At 65.2% G+C, this 18726-nt stretch carries 12 protein-coding genes; 6 read left to right on the top strand and 6 right to left on the bottom strand.

What is annotated here, in order from left to right:
- Nucleotides 1-232: 232 nt before the first annotated feature.
- From ASD87_RS04810 to ASD87_RS04795, 4 genes are all read right to left on the bottom strand, one after another.
- Nucleotides 233-1099: an RNA pseudouridine synthase gene (locus ASD87_RS04810; RefSeq protein ID WP_082586190.1), complete on the bottom strand. Its 867-nt coding sequence runs from the start codon at nt 1097-1099 to the stop codon at nt 233-235.
- 506 nt (nt 1100-1605) lie between these two features.
- Nucleotides 1606-2733, bottom strand: a complete 1128-nt coding sequence (gene ydiK / locus ASD87_RS04805) for an AI-2E family transporter YdiK (RefSeq protein WP_255357242.1) — start codon at nt 2731-2733, stop codon at nt 1606-1608.
- 132 nt (nt 2734-2865) lie between these two features.
- Complete coding sequence (locus ASD87_RS04800) at nt 2866-3222, bottom strand: hypothetical protein (RefSeq protein WP_056317848.1); 357 nt, start codon at nt 3220-3222, stop codon at nt 2866-2868.
- A 113-nt stretch (nt 3223-3335) separates the two neighbouring features.
- Nucleotides 3336-4103: a hypothetical protein gene (locus ASD87_RS04795; RefSeq protein WP_056317846.1), complete on the bottom strand. Its 768-nt coding sequence runs from the start codon at nt 4101-4103 to the stop codon at nt 3336-3338.
- A gap of 137 nt (nt 4104-4240) precedes the next feature.
- Between ASD87_RS04795 and ASD87_RS04790 the strand changes: the two genes are divergently transcribed.
- From ASD87_RS04790 to ASD87_RS04775, 4 genes are all read left to right on the top strand, one after another.
- Entirely contained in the window at nt 4241-7081 is a 2841-nt protein-coding gene (locus tag ASD87_RS04790; protein ID WP_200952113.1) for an ATP-binding protein, read from the top strand.
- Nucleotides 7078-8295, top strand: a complete 1218-nt coding sequence (locus ASD87_RS04785; RefSeq protein WP_056317844.1) for an EAL domain-containing protein — start codon at nt 7078-7080, stop codon at nt 8293-8295. Before ASD87_RS04790 ends, ASD87_RS04785 begins: the two co-directional genes overlap by 4 nt.
- An 8-nt stretch (nt 8296-8303) precedes the next feature.
- The gene (locus ASD87_RS04780; protein WP_082586188.1) at nt 8304-11573 is read left to right on the top strand and encodes a hybrid sensor histidine kinase/response regulator; all 3270 of its coding nucleotides are present in this window, start codon (nt 8304-8306) and stop codon (nt 11571-11573) included.
- A gap of 323 nt (nt 11574-11896) precedes the next feature.
- A complete protein-coding gene (locus tag ASD87_RS04775) occupies nt 11897-12565 on the top strand; it encodes a response regulator transcription factor (RefSeq protein WP_056317838.1) in 669 nt (222 codons plus the stop codon).
- Nucleotides 12566-12594: 29 nt separating this feature from the next.
- Here ASD87_RS04775 and ASD87_RS04770 read toward each other — a convergent pair whose 3' ends face one another.
- Nucleotides 12595-13638: a DNA-binding protein gene (locus ASD87_RS04770; protein WP_056317834.1), complete on the bottom strand. Its 1044-nt coding sequence runs from the start codon at nt 13636-13638 to the stop codon at nt 12595-12597.
- Nucleotides 13639-13777: 139 nt separating this feature from the next.
- The gene (gene poxB / locus ASD87_RS04765; RefSeq protein ID WP_056317831.1) at nt 13778-15505 is read right to left on the bottom strand and encodes a ubiquinone-dependent pyruvate dehydrogenase; all 1728 of its coding nucleotides are present in this window, start codon (nt 15503-15505) and stop codon (nt 13778-13780) included.
- A gap of 205 nt (nt 15506-15710) precedes the next feature.
- On the opposite strand from poxB, the gene ASD87_RS04760 reads away from it, so the two are divergent.
- Together ASD87_RS04760 and ASD87_RS04755 are read left to right on the top strand one after the other, a co-directional pair.
- Nucleotides 15711-16829 (top strand): site-specific integrase, encoded by a 1119-nt coding sequence (locus tag ASD87_RS04760; protein ID WP_056317828.1) that lies wholly within the window; start codon nt 15711-15713, stop codon nt 16827-16829.
- 114 nt (nt 16830-16943) lie between these two features.
- Nucleotides 16944-18494, top strand: coding sequence for a sensor domain-containing diguanylate cyclase (locus ASD87_RS04755; protein WP_056317825.1), 1551 nt, complete (start codon nt 16944-16946; stop codon nt 18492-18494).
- Nucleotides 18495-18726 lie beyond the last annotated feature (232 nt).

Raw genomic sequence — 18726 nt, 5'->3', positions numbered from 1 at the left:
GGTTTCGCGTGCGACGGCGGCGGCGCGGGGGGGCGGTTCAGAGCACCCGGCGAGGACGTTTTCCGGCCGCCGGCGCAGCCCGCCAGGCCAAGCCCCGACAGGCACAGGGCGCCAGCATTGAACAGCATCCGCCGGCGTCTGACGTCCGGCAGACCGGCATCCTGGTGCGACCCGGATACCGGACTGGGCCGGTTCAGGAGATTGGCGAACGGGGGGCTGGTCGGTCCGCGCATCAGAATCGCTCGTACTCCAGCCGGTAGCGCCATTGCCCGGCCGCAAGGCCTGCCATCGGCAAGCGCCCGATCCGCAGCCGCCGCAGGGCCAGCAGGCGCAGGCCTGCCGCTTCGCACACCGCTTCAATAAACCCGGGCATCGGCGACTTCAGCGCAAAGCGCAGATGGGTTTCGTTTTGCCAGCTCACCTTCATCGGGGTGGCCGGGCGGCCCTCATAGGCCATGCCGCGCTGCATGCGGACCAGATCGGCCTCGCTGAGCTGGCCTTCGACCTGGGCGACGTACTCCTGCTCGACGTGTCGGCCTTCGTCAACCAGCTTGCGCGCCACCGCGAACTCCTGCGTGTACACGACCAGACCGCTTGCCGCGCGCTCAAGCGGCGTCACCAGCTTGAGTCCATTGAACATGCGCTTCAAGTAACGCTGCCCGGAACGGTCGCCGGGCATCAGGTTCTCGGGCAGGATCAGGTCGCGTGCCGAACCGGGCTGGTCGTCAGCGTACATGCCCGCTGGCTTGTGGATCAGGATGGTGACCGGACGGCCCTCTTCGAGCTTGGCGCCGGGCAGCAGGCTGACCGTCTGCGAGGCCGTGACCCGCAAACCGGGCTCTTCCTGCACCTTGCCGTTGACCGTGACCCAGCCTCCTTCGATGTAGCGCTCGGCATCTGCGCGTGAACACGGCAGCTCCGTGGCCAGCCGCTTGGCCAGCCGCTCGGAGTTCGCGGCAGCGGGGGCTTGGGCGGGACGCTGGCCACGCGATGGCCTCGCGCTGGCTTGAGGCGCGCGATCTTGAGGCGCGCGATCCGGTCGGCTGCCTTGCCGGCTATCCGCGCCGCCGGTGCCGGGCTTTGCGGCGCGGCGCTTCATCCCTGGCTCGACCGGCAGTTGCGCCCGGCCGGTCCCGCCGCTTGGGGCAGAACGAGCCGGCTTGGCCGGCGGGCTGGCGCGGCCGGTTGTGCCGCTTTGGGCAGGACGGGCCGGTGCGTTGCTTGCAGAACGCGCTGGCCGCGTCGACGCCGCCGGACGGGCGGGCCGATCGGCGGCGCGTTTCACGCCGGATTTGGCCTCGCTGGGGCTTGTGGCGGAAGGCTCGCGGCGGGGTGTTCCCGCCGCAGGGGCGGACGGCCCGGACCTGGGCGGACGAGCACTGCGGGTTCCCGTGGCGCGCTTGGCCGGACGGGACGACAGGCTGAGCGTGCCGGGCTTGGTGGGACGCAAGGTGCTGCTCATCGTCCCTCCTCCTGGCACAGCGAATTGAAGCGGTAAAGGAATGGGTCAGAAGCGCCTTTGGGCGCCGCGATCAGAAGCTTGGTCATCGGTATTGCCGGGTATTGCGAAAAGCGGGCCACATGGCCCGCACCTTGAGACGGATGTTACGCCCTTTTCTGCCCAAGTCCCTCGGGCGGCTCCGGCTCCAAGTCTGGCGCCTGCGCACCGGCCTGCACGGGCGGCGGCACCTCGTCGATCCAGGCCTTCAACAGCGTCGACGTCACCGCCAGGATGACCGGGCCAATGAACAACCCGACAATGCCGAAGGCGAACATGCCCCCCAGCACGCCGGACAGGATTAGCAGCATCGACAGATTCACGCCGCGCTTGATGAGCAGCGGCCGCAGCAGGTTGTCCAAGGTGCCCACCACGATGGCCCAGACCAGCAGCACGGCGGCAGCCAGCTTCATGTCGTTCTGGAACAGCCAGGCGACGCCGCCCAGCATGGGCAGGAAAGGTCCCAGTTGGGCCAGGCACAGCATCACCATGAGGGCAGTCAGGATCCCCGCCGCCGGCACCCCGGCAATCCACAGGCCAATGCCGCCCAGCGCCGATTGCACCACCGCCGTGACCACGATGCCCAGCGCCACCGCGCGGATCGCGGACGCGGCCAGCTTGATCGCCGCCACGCCACGCGGGCCGGCCAGCCGGTTGGAAAACCGCAGCGCAAAGTCCGCTGCGGCGTCGCCCTTGCTGTACAGAATGCCGGCGATGATCACCGTGATCAGCATGTGCATCACGAACACGCCGACGATCGCCGCATGGCCCAGCAACCAGTGCGCCGCGGTGGTCAGGTAGGGTTCGATGCGCGCCAGCAAGCCGCCGGCGCCGGCGTCGGAAAGCGCCTGCCATTCCTGGGCGATCCGTGGGCCCGCCAGCGGTATGCCGCGTACCCACGACGGAGGCGCCAGCAACGCATAATCGGGCAGGCGCTTGACCGCCGCCATGATGGTGCCGCCGTGCAGCGCCAGCGTCGAGATCGCCTGGTACAACGGCAGCACGATCACGAACAGCAGGATGAGAAGCATCGCCACCGTTGCCAGCCAGCGCCGGCCGCCGCAATGCCGCTGGATCGAGAGCAGCACCGGCCAGGTGGCGACCACGATGGTCGTGGCCCAGATGAGGCCCGGCAGGAAGGGCCTAAGGACGTACAGGCTGCCGATCATCAAAGCCAGCAGCATGACGATGACGAGCAGGATGCGGGCTATGTCGACGGACTGGCGTGGTATCACCCGAACCTCCTGGCGAGGCTGCCGCCCCGGTTGCGGTGGATGAGGACCGGCGGCGCCCATCCGTGCCAGCCAACGCGCTGAATCGAATGTATTCGAAAACGCGCAGAATCTGAATGGAAACGTGGGTAGACGCTACGAGGCGCCTAGCAACGCGCGAAACCGGCTGCGGATTGCGCCGGCGTATGCCCAGCACCAGACCGCGAGGGCCAGCATCGCCACCGTGAAATAGGCGCGTGCGCCCTCGGGCACGGGATTCAGTTGCGACAGCGTGGGGAATGGCTCGAAGCCGATGAAGTCGGTGGCGGCCAGGGTGCTGAAGATAAGCGCCAGCACGGATCCGGTAAACCGGGGGCGCTCTCCCCGTGTGTCGGGAGCGGCAAGAAAGCACCAATGAATCCAGCGCGCGAACTGGATGGCCACGGCAACCAGGGGAATGAGTAGCGCAAGCTGTAGCACCAGCAGCGCCAGAATGACTTGAGTGGGAAGCATGCGCGGATTTTATCGGATCCGGCGTGGGCTTGAGATTGGTTCCGCCGGGGCGCTTGAGCTCGAATCCGCGCGGGCTTGAGGCCCCTGCTCTACGGCGGAGTGATGGGGCGCGACTATGTCCCCAATTGGAATTCGCGCCAGTTGGAACCGGCGCTGGTCAGCCAATCCTGCACGTACTGCAGGCTGAGCGCGATGGATAGCGCCTCTCCCTGGAACAGCACGTCGGGCTGCGCGCGCAGCCAGTTGAAGTCTTCGATCCTGCGGATGTCCTGCGCCAGAACCTTCAGGCCTTGGCGGGACGCTTGCCCAAGCAGGCTGAAGAACCGCTCTTGCAGAGGACGGCGGGTGCAGATGCCTTCGGGAATGCCGACGCGCAGCCCCGTGGCGCGAAGCGTGCCGAACGATGCTTGCGCCGAGGGCAGCAAACGCACCCGCAGCGCGGGCCGCAGTTCCTGGTAACCATGAAAAAGCGTCGCGCCGTGCGCCAGGCGGTCGCTAAGGGGAACGTTGTATGTGACTTTGCCGCAGGGGTAGATCGGCAGGCTGGGATGGGATTCTTGTGGGGTTTCGCGTAGTTGATCGCCCGCGACGGCGCCAATGCGCAGGTCTTCGCATAGCTGGCGGGGCAGCAGGATGTCCGAGTTGACGTTCAGCGGATGGTCGATGGACAGTGGCGCCATGCAGCCTGCAGCCCGGAAAACCCGCCCCGCGCGGCGCAGGGCGTCGGCCGAGGCGGCGTTGGCAAGCAGCGCGGGACCGTGCCAGCTTTGGCCGCCGACCAGCGCCATTTCGCGAACGACGCCTTTGGCGTCCAGGACAGGTTGGATACGTAACGGCTCGCTGACGAGGGTGGCGGATTCGGCCAGGTTGATAGCGTTCATAAGTCGATGAGTCTATGGATGGCAAATTCATAAACCAATCGAAAAACTACGATTCAGGCAGCGATTGCGCCCCAGGCGTGGTGCATTTTCAAAATATTCTTATATCCGCCGTCTAGCGCGATGCCTACGATGGCCGCATGCCAATCAAGGATCCAAAGACCCCCGCGCCAGACGTCCAGCCAGTCCCCCGAGCTCCCACGCTGCTCCTGCATCTCTTCGCCGCCGCGCTGCTGGCCTGCATCGCGGCGGCGGCCGTGTTTCTGCTGTATTGGTCCTTTACCAGCACGGCTTCCACGTACCGCCGGCAAATGAACGCCGCCGCGTATAACGCGCAGATCTTCTTCGACCAGCGCGAGGCGCTGCTCCGGTCGCTGGCTTCCAGCCTGGTGCGCAACACCGATGCCGCGCCCGCCTCCGACACCCCATCGCACTTCGGCAACACGCGGCAGATCCAGGTCTTTCCGCTACACGAAGACCCGAACGTCTACGATTGGGCGCTGATCCTCACGCCCCGCGTCCTTGACGACATCGCCTTCGCACATACCCGTCTGCTGTTCACCTCCGGCCGCAACGGCCAGACCACGTACGTCGCGCCGCGCCCTCCCCGGCCCCCGGCGCGCGGGCCTGCCCGCATCCCCCAGCTGGGCGCCGACGAACAAACCTGGATCGCCCGGGCGCTGGCGGCGGCCGATCCAGGCGCGGCGCACGACCGGCGCACCGCCATCACCTGGTTGAAGCCATCCACGCACAACGCCAACCCGCTCTACCTGTACACCCCCATCGACCCCAACACACCGCGCGCCGGATGGATCGGCCTGGAGCTCGGCGACCTCGACGAGGCCATCGACCTGTCCTCGCTTCGCGGGGGCAACTACATCCTGCACGACCAGCACGACGCGCCTGTCCTGCACAGTCCCGCCGACCCGCAGGTGCTGGCGGGCCTTAGCCGTTACGGCGGCCGGGAAGACGCATTCGGCTGGTGGGGGCCGGGTCTGATGCCCCGCTTCGTCGTCCTCAGCAAATCCGTGGGTGAAGCGGGCTGGCGGCTTGTTTACTACACGCCCATCAGCCGCATCCTGGGCGACATGGCGTTCGCCATCCAGGCAGTACTTGGTGGCGCCTGTCTGCTCTTTGCGGCCGTCATTTTCGGCATCCGGCACATCCGCAAGAAACTCGTCGCCCCGGCCCTGCGGCAATACGAAGCCCTTGCCGATAGCGTGTCCCTGAATCGCAAGCTGGTCGAAGTCGCGCCCGTGGGACTGTGCCTGTTGCGCCGCGCCGATGGCGTGCCGCTACTGGCGAACGAACTTGCCAAGGACTGGCTGCTGGGCGATACCGGGCTGCTGTCCCGGCTGCTCTCAGAAAACGACTTCAGCGCAGACCGGGAATACGTCCTGAACGACGGGCGATGCTTGTACCTGACCTTCGCGCCAATCACTTATCACGCCGAGGACGTCATCCTCTGCGGCATCAACGATGTCACCGCGTTCAAGCGGGTCGAGCAATCCATCACCCAGGCCAAGCTGCACGCGGACGCCGCCAATCACGCCAAGACGGTGTTCCTGACCACCATGAGCCACGAGATCCGAACGCCCCTGTTCGGCATTCTCGGCACCCTCGAACTGCTGAGCCTGACCGCCATGGACAGACAGCAACAGCAATACCTGGAAACCATGCAGCAGTCCTCGGCAAGCCTGCTGAGCTCCATCAACGACACGCTCGACCTGTCGCGCATCGAGGCCGGCTACCTCACGCTCGAAACCGCGGAGTTCTCGCCCGTTCAGATGCTGGACAGCGTCATCGGCACCTACGGGGCGCGCGCCGAAGCCAAGGGTCTGCAGCTGTATGCCCTGGCCGACGTGACATCGCCGCCGCTGGTCCTGGGCGACGCGATGCGCGTACGCCAGATCCTGAACAACCTCGTTAACAACGCCATCAAGTACACCAGTTCGGGTCAGGTGGTGTTGCGCCTTCAGACGCTCAGCCAGGACGCGCATGGTGCGACGCTGAAGTTCCAGGTGGCCGATACCGGCATGGGCATCTCTGCAAAGCACCACGCGCGGCTCTTCGAACCCTACTTCCGCGCCGAAGGCGGACCCAACCAGAACGTACCCGGCACCGGCCTTGGACTTGCCATTTGCCGGCGGCTTTCAGAGATGATGAACGGCACACTCAGCGCCGTCAGCGAGCCAGGCCTGGGCACCAGCATGTCACTCGTCCTGACGCTTCCGCGCGTCGGCGGCGCGCAACCGGAAATGGGCGTCCGGCTGGATCCCCGGCCGGTATTCGTGCGGGGCGCCAACAACGAGGTGGTCACCAATCTGTGCCAGTGGCTGCGGCATTGCGGCGCCCTGGCCATGCCGTTCAAGGACGCGCTGCATGGACGGCGCGAAGGCAGCGTGCTGGTGGAAACATGGTCGCGGGACTTCATTCCAGCAGCCTGGCGCGGAGCCCGGGTCATTGCGCATCCGCCGGGCATCAAGCCGCAGCCGACGATCAACAGCTGGACCGCCGACAGTCATAGTCTGACCAGCATCGTCGGCGCGGTCCGCCTTGCACAGGACAGCGCCGCCACGAAGGCACCTCCTGCCCCCCCGGCATCCTGCGATTCGCTCGACATGCACCTGCTGGTCGTCGAGGACAACCCGGTCAGCCGGCAGATCCTTCGAGAACAGCTGGAACATCTGGGCTGCACCGTCGTCCTGGCGGCAGACGGCAACGACGCATTGGCGCTGCCCGAACTTCCTGATTTCGACGCCATCCTGACGGACCTGCAGATGCCCGAACTGGACGGCTACGCGCTCACCCGCACACTGCGCAGCCAGGGTTACACCCGGCCGATCGTGGGCATCACCGCCAGCGCATTCACCGAAGACCTGCGGCGCAGCGCTGAAGCCGGCATGACGACCGTGCTGCTCAAGCCGCTGCCCATTTCGGCGCTGTGCAAGGCGTTGATGACGCTGAAGGAAGCCGCATGACCAAAACGCTGTCCGAGTACAGGGTCCTGATCGTGGACGACCATCCGCTGCAATGCGTCCACCTGGCAGATCAGCTGGCAGCGGCCGGATTCGGGCAGGCGGACGTGGCATCGTGTGCCGAGACCGCCCTGGCCCAGACCGAGTTGCATGCGTACCACCTGGTCCTGATCGATCTGAACATGGCCGGCATGGATGGCGTGCAATTCATAGACCGGCTCGCCAGGCAGCGCCGCTCGCCCGCGCTGGCAATCGTATCGGCCTGCCTGCGGCGCATCATCGAAAGCGTCGCCTTGATGGCACGTGAAAAGGGCCTGGACGTGCTGGGCACCTTTTGCAAGCCTTTCACCGCGCAAGACGCCAGCCAATTGGCCAGCCAACTGTGCCGGGACCGTCAGCAGTCAATGCCGGGCCGCGCCGGGACCGGGCCCGCCTCGGACCGCACTGCCCTGGAACACGCGCTGCACCACGGACAGTTGCAGGCCTGGTTTCAGCCCAAGCAGTCGCTGGCCACTGGGCGCTTCGTGGGGACCGAGGCGCTGGCGCGATGGCTGCACCCCAAACTGGGTTGCCTGTCGCCCGGCGCCTTTCTTCCCGCCATCCGCCGCCTGGGCCTGGACAAGGCGCTGCTGCGGCAAATCCTGCAAGACGCGCTGCGCGGGCACTTGCAGTGGGGGCAGCAAGGCTTTCGCGTTCCGGTCTCGGTCAACCTGCCCACGCAGTTCCTGGACGACCCGGATCTACCCGACGAACTAGAGGAAATGGTGTTGACCCACGGGGTGGCGCCGTCGGAAGTCACATTCGAATTGCTCGAGGACGAGACAACGACGGCACAAGGCCAATACTATATGGGCGCCAGCCGGTTACGCCTGAAAGGTTTCGGGTTGGCACAAGACGACTTTGGCCGAGGTTACAGCTCCATGTACAGCCTGATTTCGACCCCGTTCACCGAACTGAAGATCGATCGCGCCTTTGTCAGTGGCGCCGCCAGCGACGAAAGCCAGGCGGCGGCCCTCAGGTCGTCCGTGCAGTTGGGCCGGCAATTGGGGCTTCAGGTCACGGCCGAGGGCGTCGAAACTGCCTCCGACCTCGAGTTCCTGCGCCAGATCGGTTGCCACTGCGCCCAAGGATTCCTCATTTCGGCCGCGGTGGACACCGACGGCTTCAGCCAGCTTCTCGCCCGAGAGCGGCGCGCCATGACTCCGCCCGCGCGGTAAGGCCGACCATGCGTAAGCCGGACACCCCGTTTGCCCGAATCACTCGCACCTCGCGCTGGTTGAACTTCGCCCTCTTCGGCATCCTTCCCTTTGCGCTGATCCTGATCGGCGCGCTCTATTGGGGTTTGAATCGCATCGTCGACCAAGAGCGTGACCGCCTGAAGCTCGATTTCTCCATACTGGTCGGGTACGTCCAGGCGCAGGAGCAATTCCTGGGCAGGCTGCGCGCGCATAACGCATCCCTTCCCGAAGAAAGCCTGTCGACGAACATCAATCTGCACGCGACCGAGGTGCCGGAACGCTTCGGCATGCAGATCTTCGAAGGCCAGCACACCTATGCGGAAATGGCGTTTTCGCTAGCGTGCGAGCAGGCCACGGACTGTCCCACGGCGGGCCGCCGGCTCGCCAACCTGGGCGAATTCCTGGCCGACTTCTACTCCAGCTTCTGGGCCGCATCCTACTACCCGGCTTCCACGGTATTTCTGGTCAACCAGGCGGACAGCATCAGCATGAGCGTGCCTGCCGTGGATGCCGTGTCGGGGTATGACCGGCTGAACGCCGCCGCATTCCTGGCGGTGACGGACGCGGTCAGGACGGAATTGCGCCGTCTTCAGACAGTGCGACAACGACTTATCGACCAGGACCTTCCCAGCCACCGCGAACTGCCAGGAACCGGCCGCGTGCATTGGTTCCGATCGGAAGCGCTGCCTGGCAGCATGCTGGGCATCATTTATGCCGACATGCCGCAGTCGGTCTGGTCCACGGCACAAGGCAGGACATCGGCCGTGTATGCCACCACGCAATTCAACCACCAGCGGATCAACATCTTTGAAAAGACGCTGCGCAAGCCGCTGCATGGCGGATTCTGGCTGACCCACCGCGATGAAGGCCTGCTGCTGGGCGAGGCGCCGGGCCCGGCGGCGTCCCGGGATGGCCTCGAATACACAGCGGACGGCATCGTGCTGCGCGTCACGGATCCTTCCGGCATGTGGACGGGCACCTACCGCATCAGCTATGGCGCGTTTTTCCAGGACAACTTGTGGCTGCCGGCCATCGCGGGCCTGCTGCTTCTGCTCAGTCTTGGCGCCGGCATCGTGTCCTCGCGCTGGTACAGCCGTCATGTCATTACGCCGGCGTCCAATGCGCAGCGCGACATCGTCGAAAAGGAAGAATTCAGCCGTACATTGATTGAAACCGCACCCGTGGCGCTGTGCGTGCTGGCGCGGCCGATGGGACAGGTGGTGTTCGGCAATAGTCTCGCGCTTCAATGGCTGGGCGCCGAGCCCGGCCGCGAACTGGACAATTCACCCAAGACCAACCTCTTCCTGCGGCAAGTCCTGGGCGCGACGGGACCGGGCACCATCGCCAGTTTCGAGGCCACGGACGGACGTCCGCTGTACGTCGCCTACGCACCCACGCGCTACAACCACCAGGACGTCGTGCTGTGCGCCTTTTCCGACATCAGCGCCCGGGCCGTGATCGAGCAGGCCCTGACGGAGGCCAAGCGCGAGGCGGACAAGGCCAACGAAGCCAAATCGACTTTCCTGGCCACCATGAGCCACGAGATCCGGACGCCGCTGTATGGCGTGCTGGGCACGCTGCAGCTCATGAGCCTTACCGCGCTGGACGAGGAACAGCGGCAGCACCTGGAACGCATGCAAAGCTCGTCCGCGATCCTCTTGCAGCTCATCAGCGATGTCCTGGACATCACCAAGATCGAAGCCGGGCAGCTCGCGCTGGAGTATTCGGACTTCAATCCGCGCGAGCTGGTCGAGGAATGCACCAACGCCTACGCGGCAATGGCCGAACAGAAGGGGCTGCTGCTGTTTTGCAGTGTGGACGTTGACGTGCCCGACTGGATGACCGGCGACCCCGTGCGCATCCGCCAGATCCTCAGCAACCTGCTCAGCAACGCCATCAAGTTCAGCGATTCCGGACACGTGATCGTCCGCCTGACGGTGGGTCAAGTACTGGACGGCAAGACGCATCTGCGGCTGCAAGTGGTCGACACAGGCATCGGAATTCCCAAGGAGGGCCAGGCGCAGCTGTTCGTTCCCTTCTATCAGATCGACAGCGGCTCGCACACGGTGCGCGGCGCCGGCATTGGCCTGTCGATATGCGCGCGGCTGGCCGGTCTGATGGGCACCAGCATCCGCGTCACCAGCGAACTTGGCCTGGGCAGCAGCTTTTCCCTGGACCTGCCGCTGTCTGTAGCCGCCGGCCAGGCTGCCAGCCCGCCCGACCTGAGCGGCATGAACGTGTACGTTCGCAGCCCGCACCACGAACTGTCCGACAACGTCTGCCAATGGCTCAAGCGCTGGGGCGCCGCCGCGGCCCCCGCGAGCGATCCCCTGCCCGCCGCCACGCCGGACGACATCCTGGTCGACGTGCTTTACACCGGGGGCGCCGACCTGGCGGACTGGCCCGGCCACCATGTGCTGGCCAGCGCAAGCGGCAAGCCGCCCACCGCGCGGACCGTCAAGGTGATCGCCAGCGTCGAGCACATCGCCGCCGGCATGTTGGCGGCGGTTCGCGGTGAAGTCGCCTTGCCCGGGGACGCCGACAGCGGCGCGTATACCCCGCTGGGGTTGTCCATTCTCGTCGCCGAAGACAACCCGATCAACCAGGCCACCCTGCAACATCAGCTGGAGCAGTTGGGCTGCGAGGTCACGCTGGCGTCCGACGGCGCCGAGGCGCTGATGCTGTGGGGGCTTGCCCGCTACGACGTCGTGCTGACCGACGTGAACATGCCGCGCATGAATGGCTATGAGCTCGTCCAGGCGTTGCGGGCCCAGGGCGCCACCGTTCCCGTCATCGGCGTGACCGCCAATGCCATGCGCGAAGAAGAGGAACGGTGCCTCGCGGCCGGCATGACGTCGTGGCTCGTCAAGCCCATCAGCCTTTCCACCCTGCGGCGGCATCTGCTGGGAAGCGGCGCGCAGCCGGCCGACGCGGCCGAAGCCGCTGCGCAGCCGCGCGCCACGCGCCAACCCGAACCCGAGCCTGCCGTGCCGGAAAAGTACCGCGCATTGTTTATCAGCACGATGGAAGCGGACGTCACGCAGATGGTGCGGGCCCTTGAAATCAACGACCAGCGTCTGCTGGGCCGCACCTTGCACCGCATGCGAGGCGCGCTGAGCGTCATGCAGATGACGGCGATCACGGAACGGCTGGAGGCACTGGAAGACTTGCTGCGCGGCACGGGTCTGGATGCCGTGGCGCAGGCCGAGGGTCACGCGGTGGTGCAACTGCTGCGCAACACCTTGGCGGAAATCTAGCCTTCATTCGGTCCGCTTATTGGCCTTGCGCCGGCTTGCTTTCGAAGCTTATCGATGTATCGGTTGACGATCCGAAGGTAGATTCAGCGGCTTTATCTCTTTCCCCGCCCGCCTGCCTCACGCCCATTCAGCCTGCAGCCCAACCGCTTCTGCTCGCCTTTTCAGTGGAGTTTGAACATAAAATGGTCACCGACGGAAGTATCGAAAGTCCTGGCGCCCTTAGCCTGGTGGGGCCAGCCAAGGAACGGCTTCCCCCTGCGGCATCGCAAGCCGGACACGAGGAATCACCAGGTGCATTCGAACATCAACGCGATGGCGGGTCCATGATGAAGCTTTCGTCTGACCAGGATGTGCGAATCATCGTCGCCGACGATCATCCCATCATTTCTCTTGCGCTTGCGGATTCCCTGAACGAGGTGCCCGGTTTCACGGTCGTCGCCACCGCGCGCTCGGGACTCGAACTGGTCACTGCGGTGCAGGACCATCCCTGCCATCTGATCGTCACCGACTTTTCAATGGCCGCCCGGTCCGGCGATGAAGACGGATTGCGGCTCATCGAACGTCTGCAACGCCTGTTTCCGGAAATTCCCATCGTCGTCTTCACGATGCTGTCCAACAGCGGCATCCTGAACCAGCTTCGCCAGGTGGGCGTAACGGGCATCGTCAGCAAGGAAGAGCCCATCGACGAGCTGGTGTCGATATGCATCCGCGCGCTGACTGAAAGCGGCCCCATCCTGTCCAACAGCATCGGCCAGCGGCTCAGCCAGAATGACGTGACGATGGGACGCGCCGGCAGAACAAAAGGGCTGTCGCCCAAAGAGCTCGAAGTGGTCCGAATGTTTGCGCAAGGCCTGTCCGTGACAGAGATCGCAAAGCGCCTTCACCGGTCGGTAGCCACCATCGGCACGCAAAAGCAATCGGCCATGCGCAAGCTGAACATCGAGACCAACGCCGAACTGCTCAGGTACGCGGACGAACAAGGGTTCTCTTGATGTAGTCGCGTCAAACGGCGCGCCATGAATCACTTGGGTTGAGCCGGCTCAGGTGTGTGCGCCGGCTGCGTGGGGTGTGACGACGCTTGCATCGCCAGCAAACGCGTCGTCAGTTCGCCGAACTGGACGTCCCGGGATTTCAGCTGCGCCATCAGACTATCCACCTGCGCGGATGCGCCCGCCAGGCGTTGCGCCAAATCCGATTCCCGCGCCTGGCTGGCTTGAAGCGCTTGGGCCGCCGCCACGGTCTCGGCATGCCGTTCGCGCTGGTCGGCCAGCGCCTGCGCCTGAAGGGCGGCAGCTCGCTGCTCGGCCGCACGTTGTTGCTCCTGGACGGCGGCAAGCGCGTCGCGTAGCTGGTCTGCCTGCTGTTGGGCGGCAACCAGGGATGCGTCCAGACGAGTCTGCAAGCGCTTAACCGCGCCCCGCTCCGCATCCAGCTCGTTCAGCCAGCGGCGCTCGTGGGCAGCGTGGCGCGCATCCAGGGCGGCAATTGCCTGCGCGTGCCGGTCGCGGTCCTGCTCGGCGTCGGCCAGCAAGGCCTTGTTGGCGGCGCGGACGTCCTCCAGACGGGTTTGCGTCGCGGCCAGCGCCGCGTCACGCTGGCGCAATTGCGCTTCGGCGGCTTGCAGACGGTTTTCTGTGGTGGCCAATTGCGCCCTGGCGACCTCCAGCGCTTCCTGCAGGTGCTTTTCGCGCTCGATCAGCTGCGCCTCGCGTAGTTCAAGCTGTTCGGCCTGCGCGGCAAACCGCTCCCCTTCCCGGGCCAATTCCTCCCATCGTTCCTCATATGCCCGTGCCTGCTCAGCCCTGGCCGCCGCCAGCGCGGCTTCCCAGAAATGCGTGGCGGCTTGAGCGATGGGGTCCGGTACTGCGGTGGGTGCGGCAAACGCACGCGGATCCTGGATGCGTGCGCCCAGCGCGCGGAACCAGGATTCCAGGTGCGGACTGACGGTATTGGGCGAGCCCCGGCCGATTTTCTGGCGAACCCGCTCGATGGTGGGCCGGGCGCCCTCCAGCAACAGCGCATCCGCAGCGCTCCAGACGTCCGATTCCGTAATGCCAGTGGCCATGATGATTTGCGTCGCCGAGGTGGGGTGGATTAGTCACGATAATGGAACCTTATCGTGATTTAACTTGCATATACGTTATATATCTTACAGCATACGTATTATTTAATACATAACGCGATTTGCGGCCTCCGCCCTTCCCTCAACGTCCAAGATTCGTCCGGGCAAGCTCAACGACCTCATCGCCGCGGCCGTTCATGATGGCTTTGAGCATGTACAGGCCAAATCCCTTGGCTTGCTCGAGCTTGATCTTGGGTGGCACGATCAGCTCTTGCGCCGAAACCACGACGTCGACCAGCGCGGGACCGGGGTGCGCCAGCGCTTCCGTCAGCGCGGCGTCCAGCATTTCCGACGACTCGACCCGGATGCCCCGGACGCCGACGGCTTCTGCCATCGCCGCGAAATTGGGGTTCTTGAGGTCTGTGCCGGTATCCAGGAAGCCCTCCGCTTTCATTTCCATGGAAACAAAGCCGAGCGCGCCGTTGTTGAAGACGACGATCTTCACAGGCAGCTGCAACTGGGACAGGGACAGGAAATCTCCCATCATCATGGTGAATCCGCCGTCGCCCGATAGCGAGATGACCTGCCTGCCTGGCGCGGCCGCCTGGGCGCCGATGGCCTGCAGCATGGCGTTGGCCATCGAGCCGTGGTTGAACGAGCCCAGCAACCGGCGCTTGCCGTTCATGGAGAGATATCGCGCAGCCCACACGGTGGGCGTGCCGACATCCACCGCGAAGATCGCGTCCTCGTTTGCGAGCGCGTTGACGCGGTGCGCCAGGTATTGCGGATGGAGCGGCCTGCCAGCCGGCGCGGGCACGGCGAGGCTATCGAGGTCTTTGCGTGCATGCCGGTAATGATCGAGGGCAGCGTCAAGGAATGTCTGGTCCTGACGCTCGTCAAGCTGATCGAGCAGCGCGGCAATGGTTTCGCCGACGTCGGCGGCAATGCCCAACGACAGCGGTGCGCGCCGGCCGAGGGCAGCGGGGTCGCGATCGATCTGGACGATCTTTGCGTGCTTGGGATAGAAAGGCCGGTACGGAAAGTCCGTGCCCAGCATCAGCAGAAGCTCGGCGTTTTCCATGGCTTGGTAACCGGACGAAAAGCCGATGAATCCGGTCATGCCGACATCGAACGGGTTGTCCCACTCGACGTGCTCCTTGCCGCGCAATGCGTGAATGATGGGCGCTTTGAGGCGCTGTGCCAGCGCGATCACGGCGTCGCGGCTGCCGGCGCAGCCGCTGCCCGCCAGAATCGACACCTTTCGCGCCCCGTTGAGCAGACCGGCCAGTTGCTGCACGGCCGCCGCGTCTGGACGCAAGTGCGCACGCGCGGGCGGCGCGGGCCAGAACGCGGGCGCATCCGCGGGCGCCGCAGCAAGCGCCACATCGCCCGGTATTACAAGGACCGCCACGCCCTGCCTGCCGACCGCCGTGTTGATAGCGCGTGCCAGCACCCCTGGCAATTGCGCAGGGTTCGATACCAGCTCGACGAAGTCGGCGCATTCCTTGAAGAGTTCCTGGGGATGCGTCTCCTGGAAATACCCCAACCCGATTTCAGAGGACGGAATGTGGGCTGCAATGGCCAGGACCGGAAGGCGGCTGCGTTGGCAGTCAAACAATCCGTTGATCAGATGCAGATTGCCCGGTCCGCAACTGCCTGCGCATACGGCCAGCGATCCGGTGACGGCTGCTTCCGCGCCTGCGGCGAATGCGGCGGTCTCTTCGTGCCGGGTGTGCATCCATTCGATTCCGCCAAGCCGCCGAAGACTATCGTTCAGTCCATTGAGACTGTCGCCAGTCACACCCCAAATGCGGCGTACCCCGACGTCGGTAAGCACTTTGACAAGAAAATCTGCAACGGTTGCGGCCATGGAAGGCTCCTTGAAGAACCGCCGCCGGGAACGCTACCGCTACTGACTGCCCTCAGCGCCGGAAGTTGACTTGCGTGCGGGAAATCGTAGCACCGCGCACCACGCCTGGCCGATGGCGGCCGCAGGCGCCTCCACCGGCTAACATGACGGGATTGTTCAACTGATCCCTCACCCAGGAGACGGCATCTGCCGTGCGCGCGGAAACATGAATGACCTGCCAGGCGCGGCGCCGGCGCTGACACGCGCCCTGGCGCGGTTGGATCCGGATAGCCTTGACCGCCACGCGGACGCCGCGGTGCGCGACCTGTTGCGCGAAGGCAGTTCCCCCAACACGGCTGCCAGCTATCGCACGGCGATCCGTTACTGGTCGGCCTGGTTCGGGCTGCGTTATGGCCGGTCGTTCGCCTTGCCTGTGTCAGAGGCCGCGGTCATTCAATTTGTGGTGGACCACGCGCAGCGGTCTTCCGGGGACGGTCTTGAATGGGAGTTGCCGCTGGAGCTGGACCGGGAACTGGTGCGCCTGAAGGCAAAGGGACGGTTGGGCGCGCCCAGCCTGAACACGCTGCTGCAACGCCTGTCGGTGTTGTCCAAGGCGCATGAGTTGCTGGGCCACCCGAACCCCTGCCGCGCCGCCGCCGTGCGCGAGCTGGTGTCCAAGACGCGCCGCGCGTACGCCCGCCGCGGCGTCGCGCCCGCGCGCAAGGAAGCCCTGACGCGCGAGCCGCTTCAAGCCATGCTGGACACCTGCGACGACTCGTTGCGCGGCAAACGCGACCGCGCCCTGCTCCTTTTTGCCTGGGCAAGCGGCGGCCGGCGCCGGTCCGAAGTGGTGCAGGCCACCGTGGAGAACACGCGCCGCGCGGGCGATGGCTATCTGTATACGATGGCGCATTCCAAGACGAACCAGACGGGCGCCCTTCGGGCGCAGGACCAGAAGCCGATATTGGGCAAGGCCGCGCAGGCGCTGGCGGACTGGCTGGCCGCAAGCGGCATCCGCCAAGGGCCGATCTTCCGGCGCGTGCGGCGCGGCGATGTGGTGGGCGAGCCGCTGGCCGCCGCGGCGGTGCGCGACATTGTTCTGGAACGCAGCCGGCTGGCCGGACTGGACGGCGCGTATTCGGCACACAGCCTGCGGTCCGGGTTTGTCACGGAGGCCGGGCGGCGCAACGTGCCGTTGGGCGACACGATGGCGATGACCGGCCACGCCAGCGTGGCGACGGTGATGGGATATTTCCGGGCTGGCGCCGCGGCGCAATCTCCGGCCGCACGCCTGCTGGACGACCCGCAGGGGCCAGACCTACAGGATCCCCCCGGCCTGCCGTAATGGTGGGAGTGACCGTACAATCACCGCGCCCCGGCCTTTACGCCGATCGATGCCCATCGGATCGGATGCAACCGCCCAAGGCACCGGCTTGTCCCCTGCCCGTCCCAGACCCCCATGCAAATCAATCTTCGCGGGCTTGTGCTTGCGCTTACCGTCTTCAGCGCCATCGCGGCCACGGCCAATGCCCTGTATGCAAGCTATCTGGTGCAGCGTGAGCAGTTGATCGAGAACACCCTCGAATCGAACCGCGTCTACGCCACGAAGCTGGCGGAAAGTGCGGCCAGCTTCCTGCGGTCCGCACAGCAGCAATTGGGCTACAGCGCCCGGCACATGCCCGAGCTGATGGGATCGCCGGATCGCCTTGCCGCCGAAGTGATGCGCGTGCAGCAACAGACCGATAGCTTCAACTCGGTAGGTGTCGTGGGGGTGGACGGCACTGTCCTGGCGACCACGCAGACCTTCCGGAGCTTTCTGGGCGTGCAGATCGACAGTCCGGGCAGCCGCGCCGCCCTGCGGGCCCGCCAGCCCATGATCAGCAAGCCCTATGTGTCGGTTGCGGGCAATCTGCTCGTCAATGTGTCGCATCCCATCTTTTCGAACGACGGCCAGTACCTGGGATACGTGGGGGGCACGATTTACCTGCGCAATGAAAGCGCCTTGCATGAGCTGCTGGGCAATCACCATTACCACGATGGATCGTATCTGTACGTGGTCGATGGCGACGGGCAGCTTATCTATCACACCGATGCCTCTCGCGTGGGCGAGACGGTGCTGTCCAATCCGGTGGTGGCATCGGTGGTCAAAGGCAACGCCGGGGCAATGCGCGTCATCAATACCAAGGGCGTGGACATGCTGGCCGGGTATGCGCCGGTGCCCATCAGCGGCTGGGGCGTGGTGGCGCAGCGCCCTGCGCAGGTCACATTGGAGCCGATCCACGATCTTATCTGGGCGCTGTTGGGCTATGCCGCGCCGCTAGCGGTGGCGTTCCTGCTGGCCATCTGGTGGTGCGCCCGCATGATTTCGCTACCGCTGTCGCAACTGGCGACGAACGTGGAGCATCAGGACGTCAGCGAGGCGATGCAGCGAGTGCATTCCGTCAAGGCGTGGTACTTCGAGGCCGAGCGCCTCAAGCGCGCCGTGATCGCCAGCTTCACCAGTCTGCAGGACAAGATTGGCAAGCTGAACCTGGCCAGCATCACCGATCCGTTGACCGGCCTGCGCAACCGCCGCGGCACCCAGGATGCGGTGGACCAGATGCAGGCCGGCGGCACGCCGTTTTCGGTGGTGGCGCTAGATATCGACCATTTCAAGCGAATCAACGATACCTACGGCCACAACGTGGGCGACGAGGTGATTCGAGACATGGCGCAGATCATGCGCGAATGCTCGCGTCCGTCCGACGTGCTGTGCCGCAACGGCGGCGAGGAGTTCCTGATCCTGTTGCCCGGCGTGGCCGCGCGGGAAGCGGTCCATGTCGCCGAACGGCTGCGCACGCATATCGCCGAGCGCCCCTTGCACGGCGACAATCGCGTCACCGTGTCGGCCGGCGTGGCGCAATGGCCATCGAGCGGGCCGGATGTGGACGAAGCGTTCCGTGCTGCCGATGCCGCGTTGTATGTGGCCAAACAGCAGGGCCGCAACCGGGTGGTGATGCACGAGGCGTGATGCCTGGGAATGCGAGGCGGCAGGTCGCCGGCACGCGTGCCCTGTCTGCGCGCGGCACGGCGCGACGAAAAGTCGATGGCGCAAGTTTTCGCAGATAAACGCAATTAACTGCGTTGGAACGAAATAATCTTGCCCCCATAAACTGAAATAAGCCATCTCCTGCCAAAACCCCGGTCTTCAAAGGGGCAATTACAGTATCCTGCGCAGCTTCCACTTTGCCTGGACCTGCACG

It is taken from the genome of Achromobacter sp. Root170 (genome assembly GCF_001428165.1).
In the GTDB taxonomy this organism is placed as follows: Bacteria; Pseudomonadota; Gammaproteobacteria; order Burkholderiales; family Burkholderiaceae_B; genus Achromobacter; species Achromobacter mucicolens.
Note: the sequence above shows the minus strand (reverse complement) of the source record. Positions and strands in the feature narration are given on the sequence as shown.

Bases quoted from the DNA above. Each gene is read 5' to 3' on its own strand.
- ASD87_RS04810 (WP_082586190.1), bottom strand. From the start codon at position 1,099: ATGAAGCGCCGCGCCGCAAAGCCCGGCACCGGCGGCGCGGATAGCCGG.
- ASD87_RS04800 (WP_056317848.1), bottom strand. From the start codon at position 3,222: ATGCTTCCCACTCAAGTCATTCTGGCGCTGCTGGTGCTACAGCTTGCG.
- ASD87_RS04795 (WP_056317846.1), bottom strand. From the start codon at position 4,103: ATGAACGCTATCAACCTGGCCGAATCCGCCACCCTCGTCAGCGAGCCG.
- ASD87_RS04790 (WP_200952113.1), top strand. From the start codon at position 4,241: ATGCCAATCAAGGATCCAAAGACCCCCGCGCCAGACGTCCAGCCAGTC.
- ASD87_RS04785 (WP_056317844.1), top strand. From the start codon at position 7,078: ATGACCAAAACGCTGTCCGAGTACAGGGTCCTGATCGTGGACGACCAT.
- ASD87_RS04780 (WP_082586188.1), top strand. From the start codon at position 8,304: ATGCGTAAGCCGGACACCCCGTTTGCCCGAATCACTCGCACCTCGCGC.
- ASD87_RS04775 (WP_056317838.1), top strand. From the start codon at position 11,897: ATGATGAAGCTTTCGTCTGACCAGGATGTGCGAATCATCGTCGCCGAC.
- ASD87_RS04770 (WP_056317834.1), bottom strand. From the start codon at position 13,638: ATGGCCACTGGCATTACGGAATCGGACGTCTGGAGCGCTGCGGATGCG.
- poxB (WP_056317831.1), bottom strand. From the start codon at position 15,505: ATGGCCGCAACCGTTGCAGATTTTCTTGTCAAAGTGCTTACCGACGTC.
- ASD87_RS04760 (WP_056317828.1), top strand. From the start codon at position 15,711: ATGAATGACCTGCCAGGCGCGGCGCCGGCGCTGACACGCGCCCTGGCG.
- ASD87_RS04755 (WP_056317825.1), top strand. From the start codon at position 16,944: ATGCAAATCAATCTTCGCGGGCTTGTGCTTGCGCTTACCGTCTTCAGC.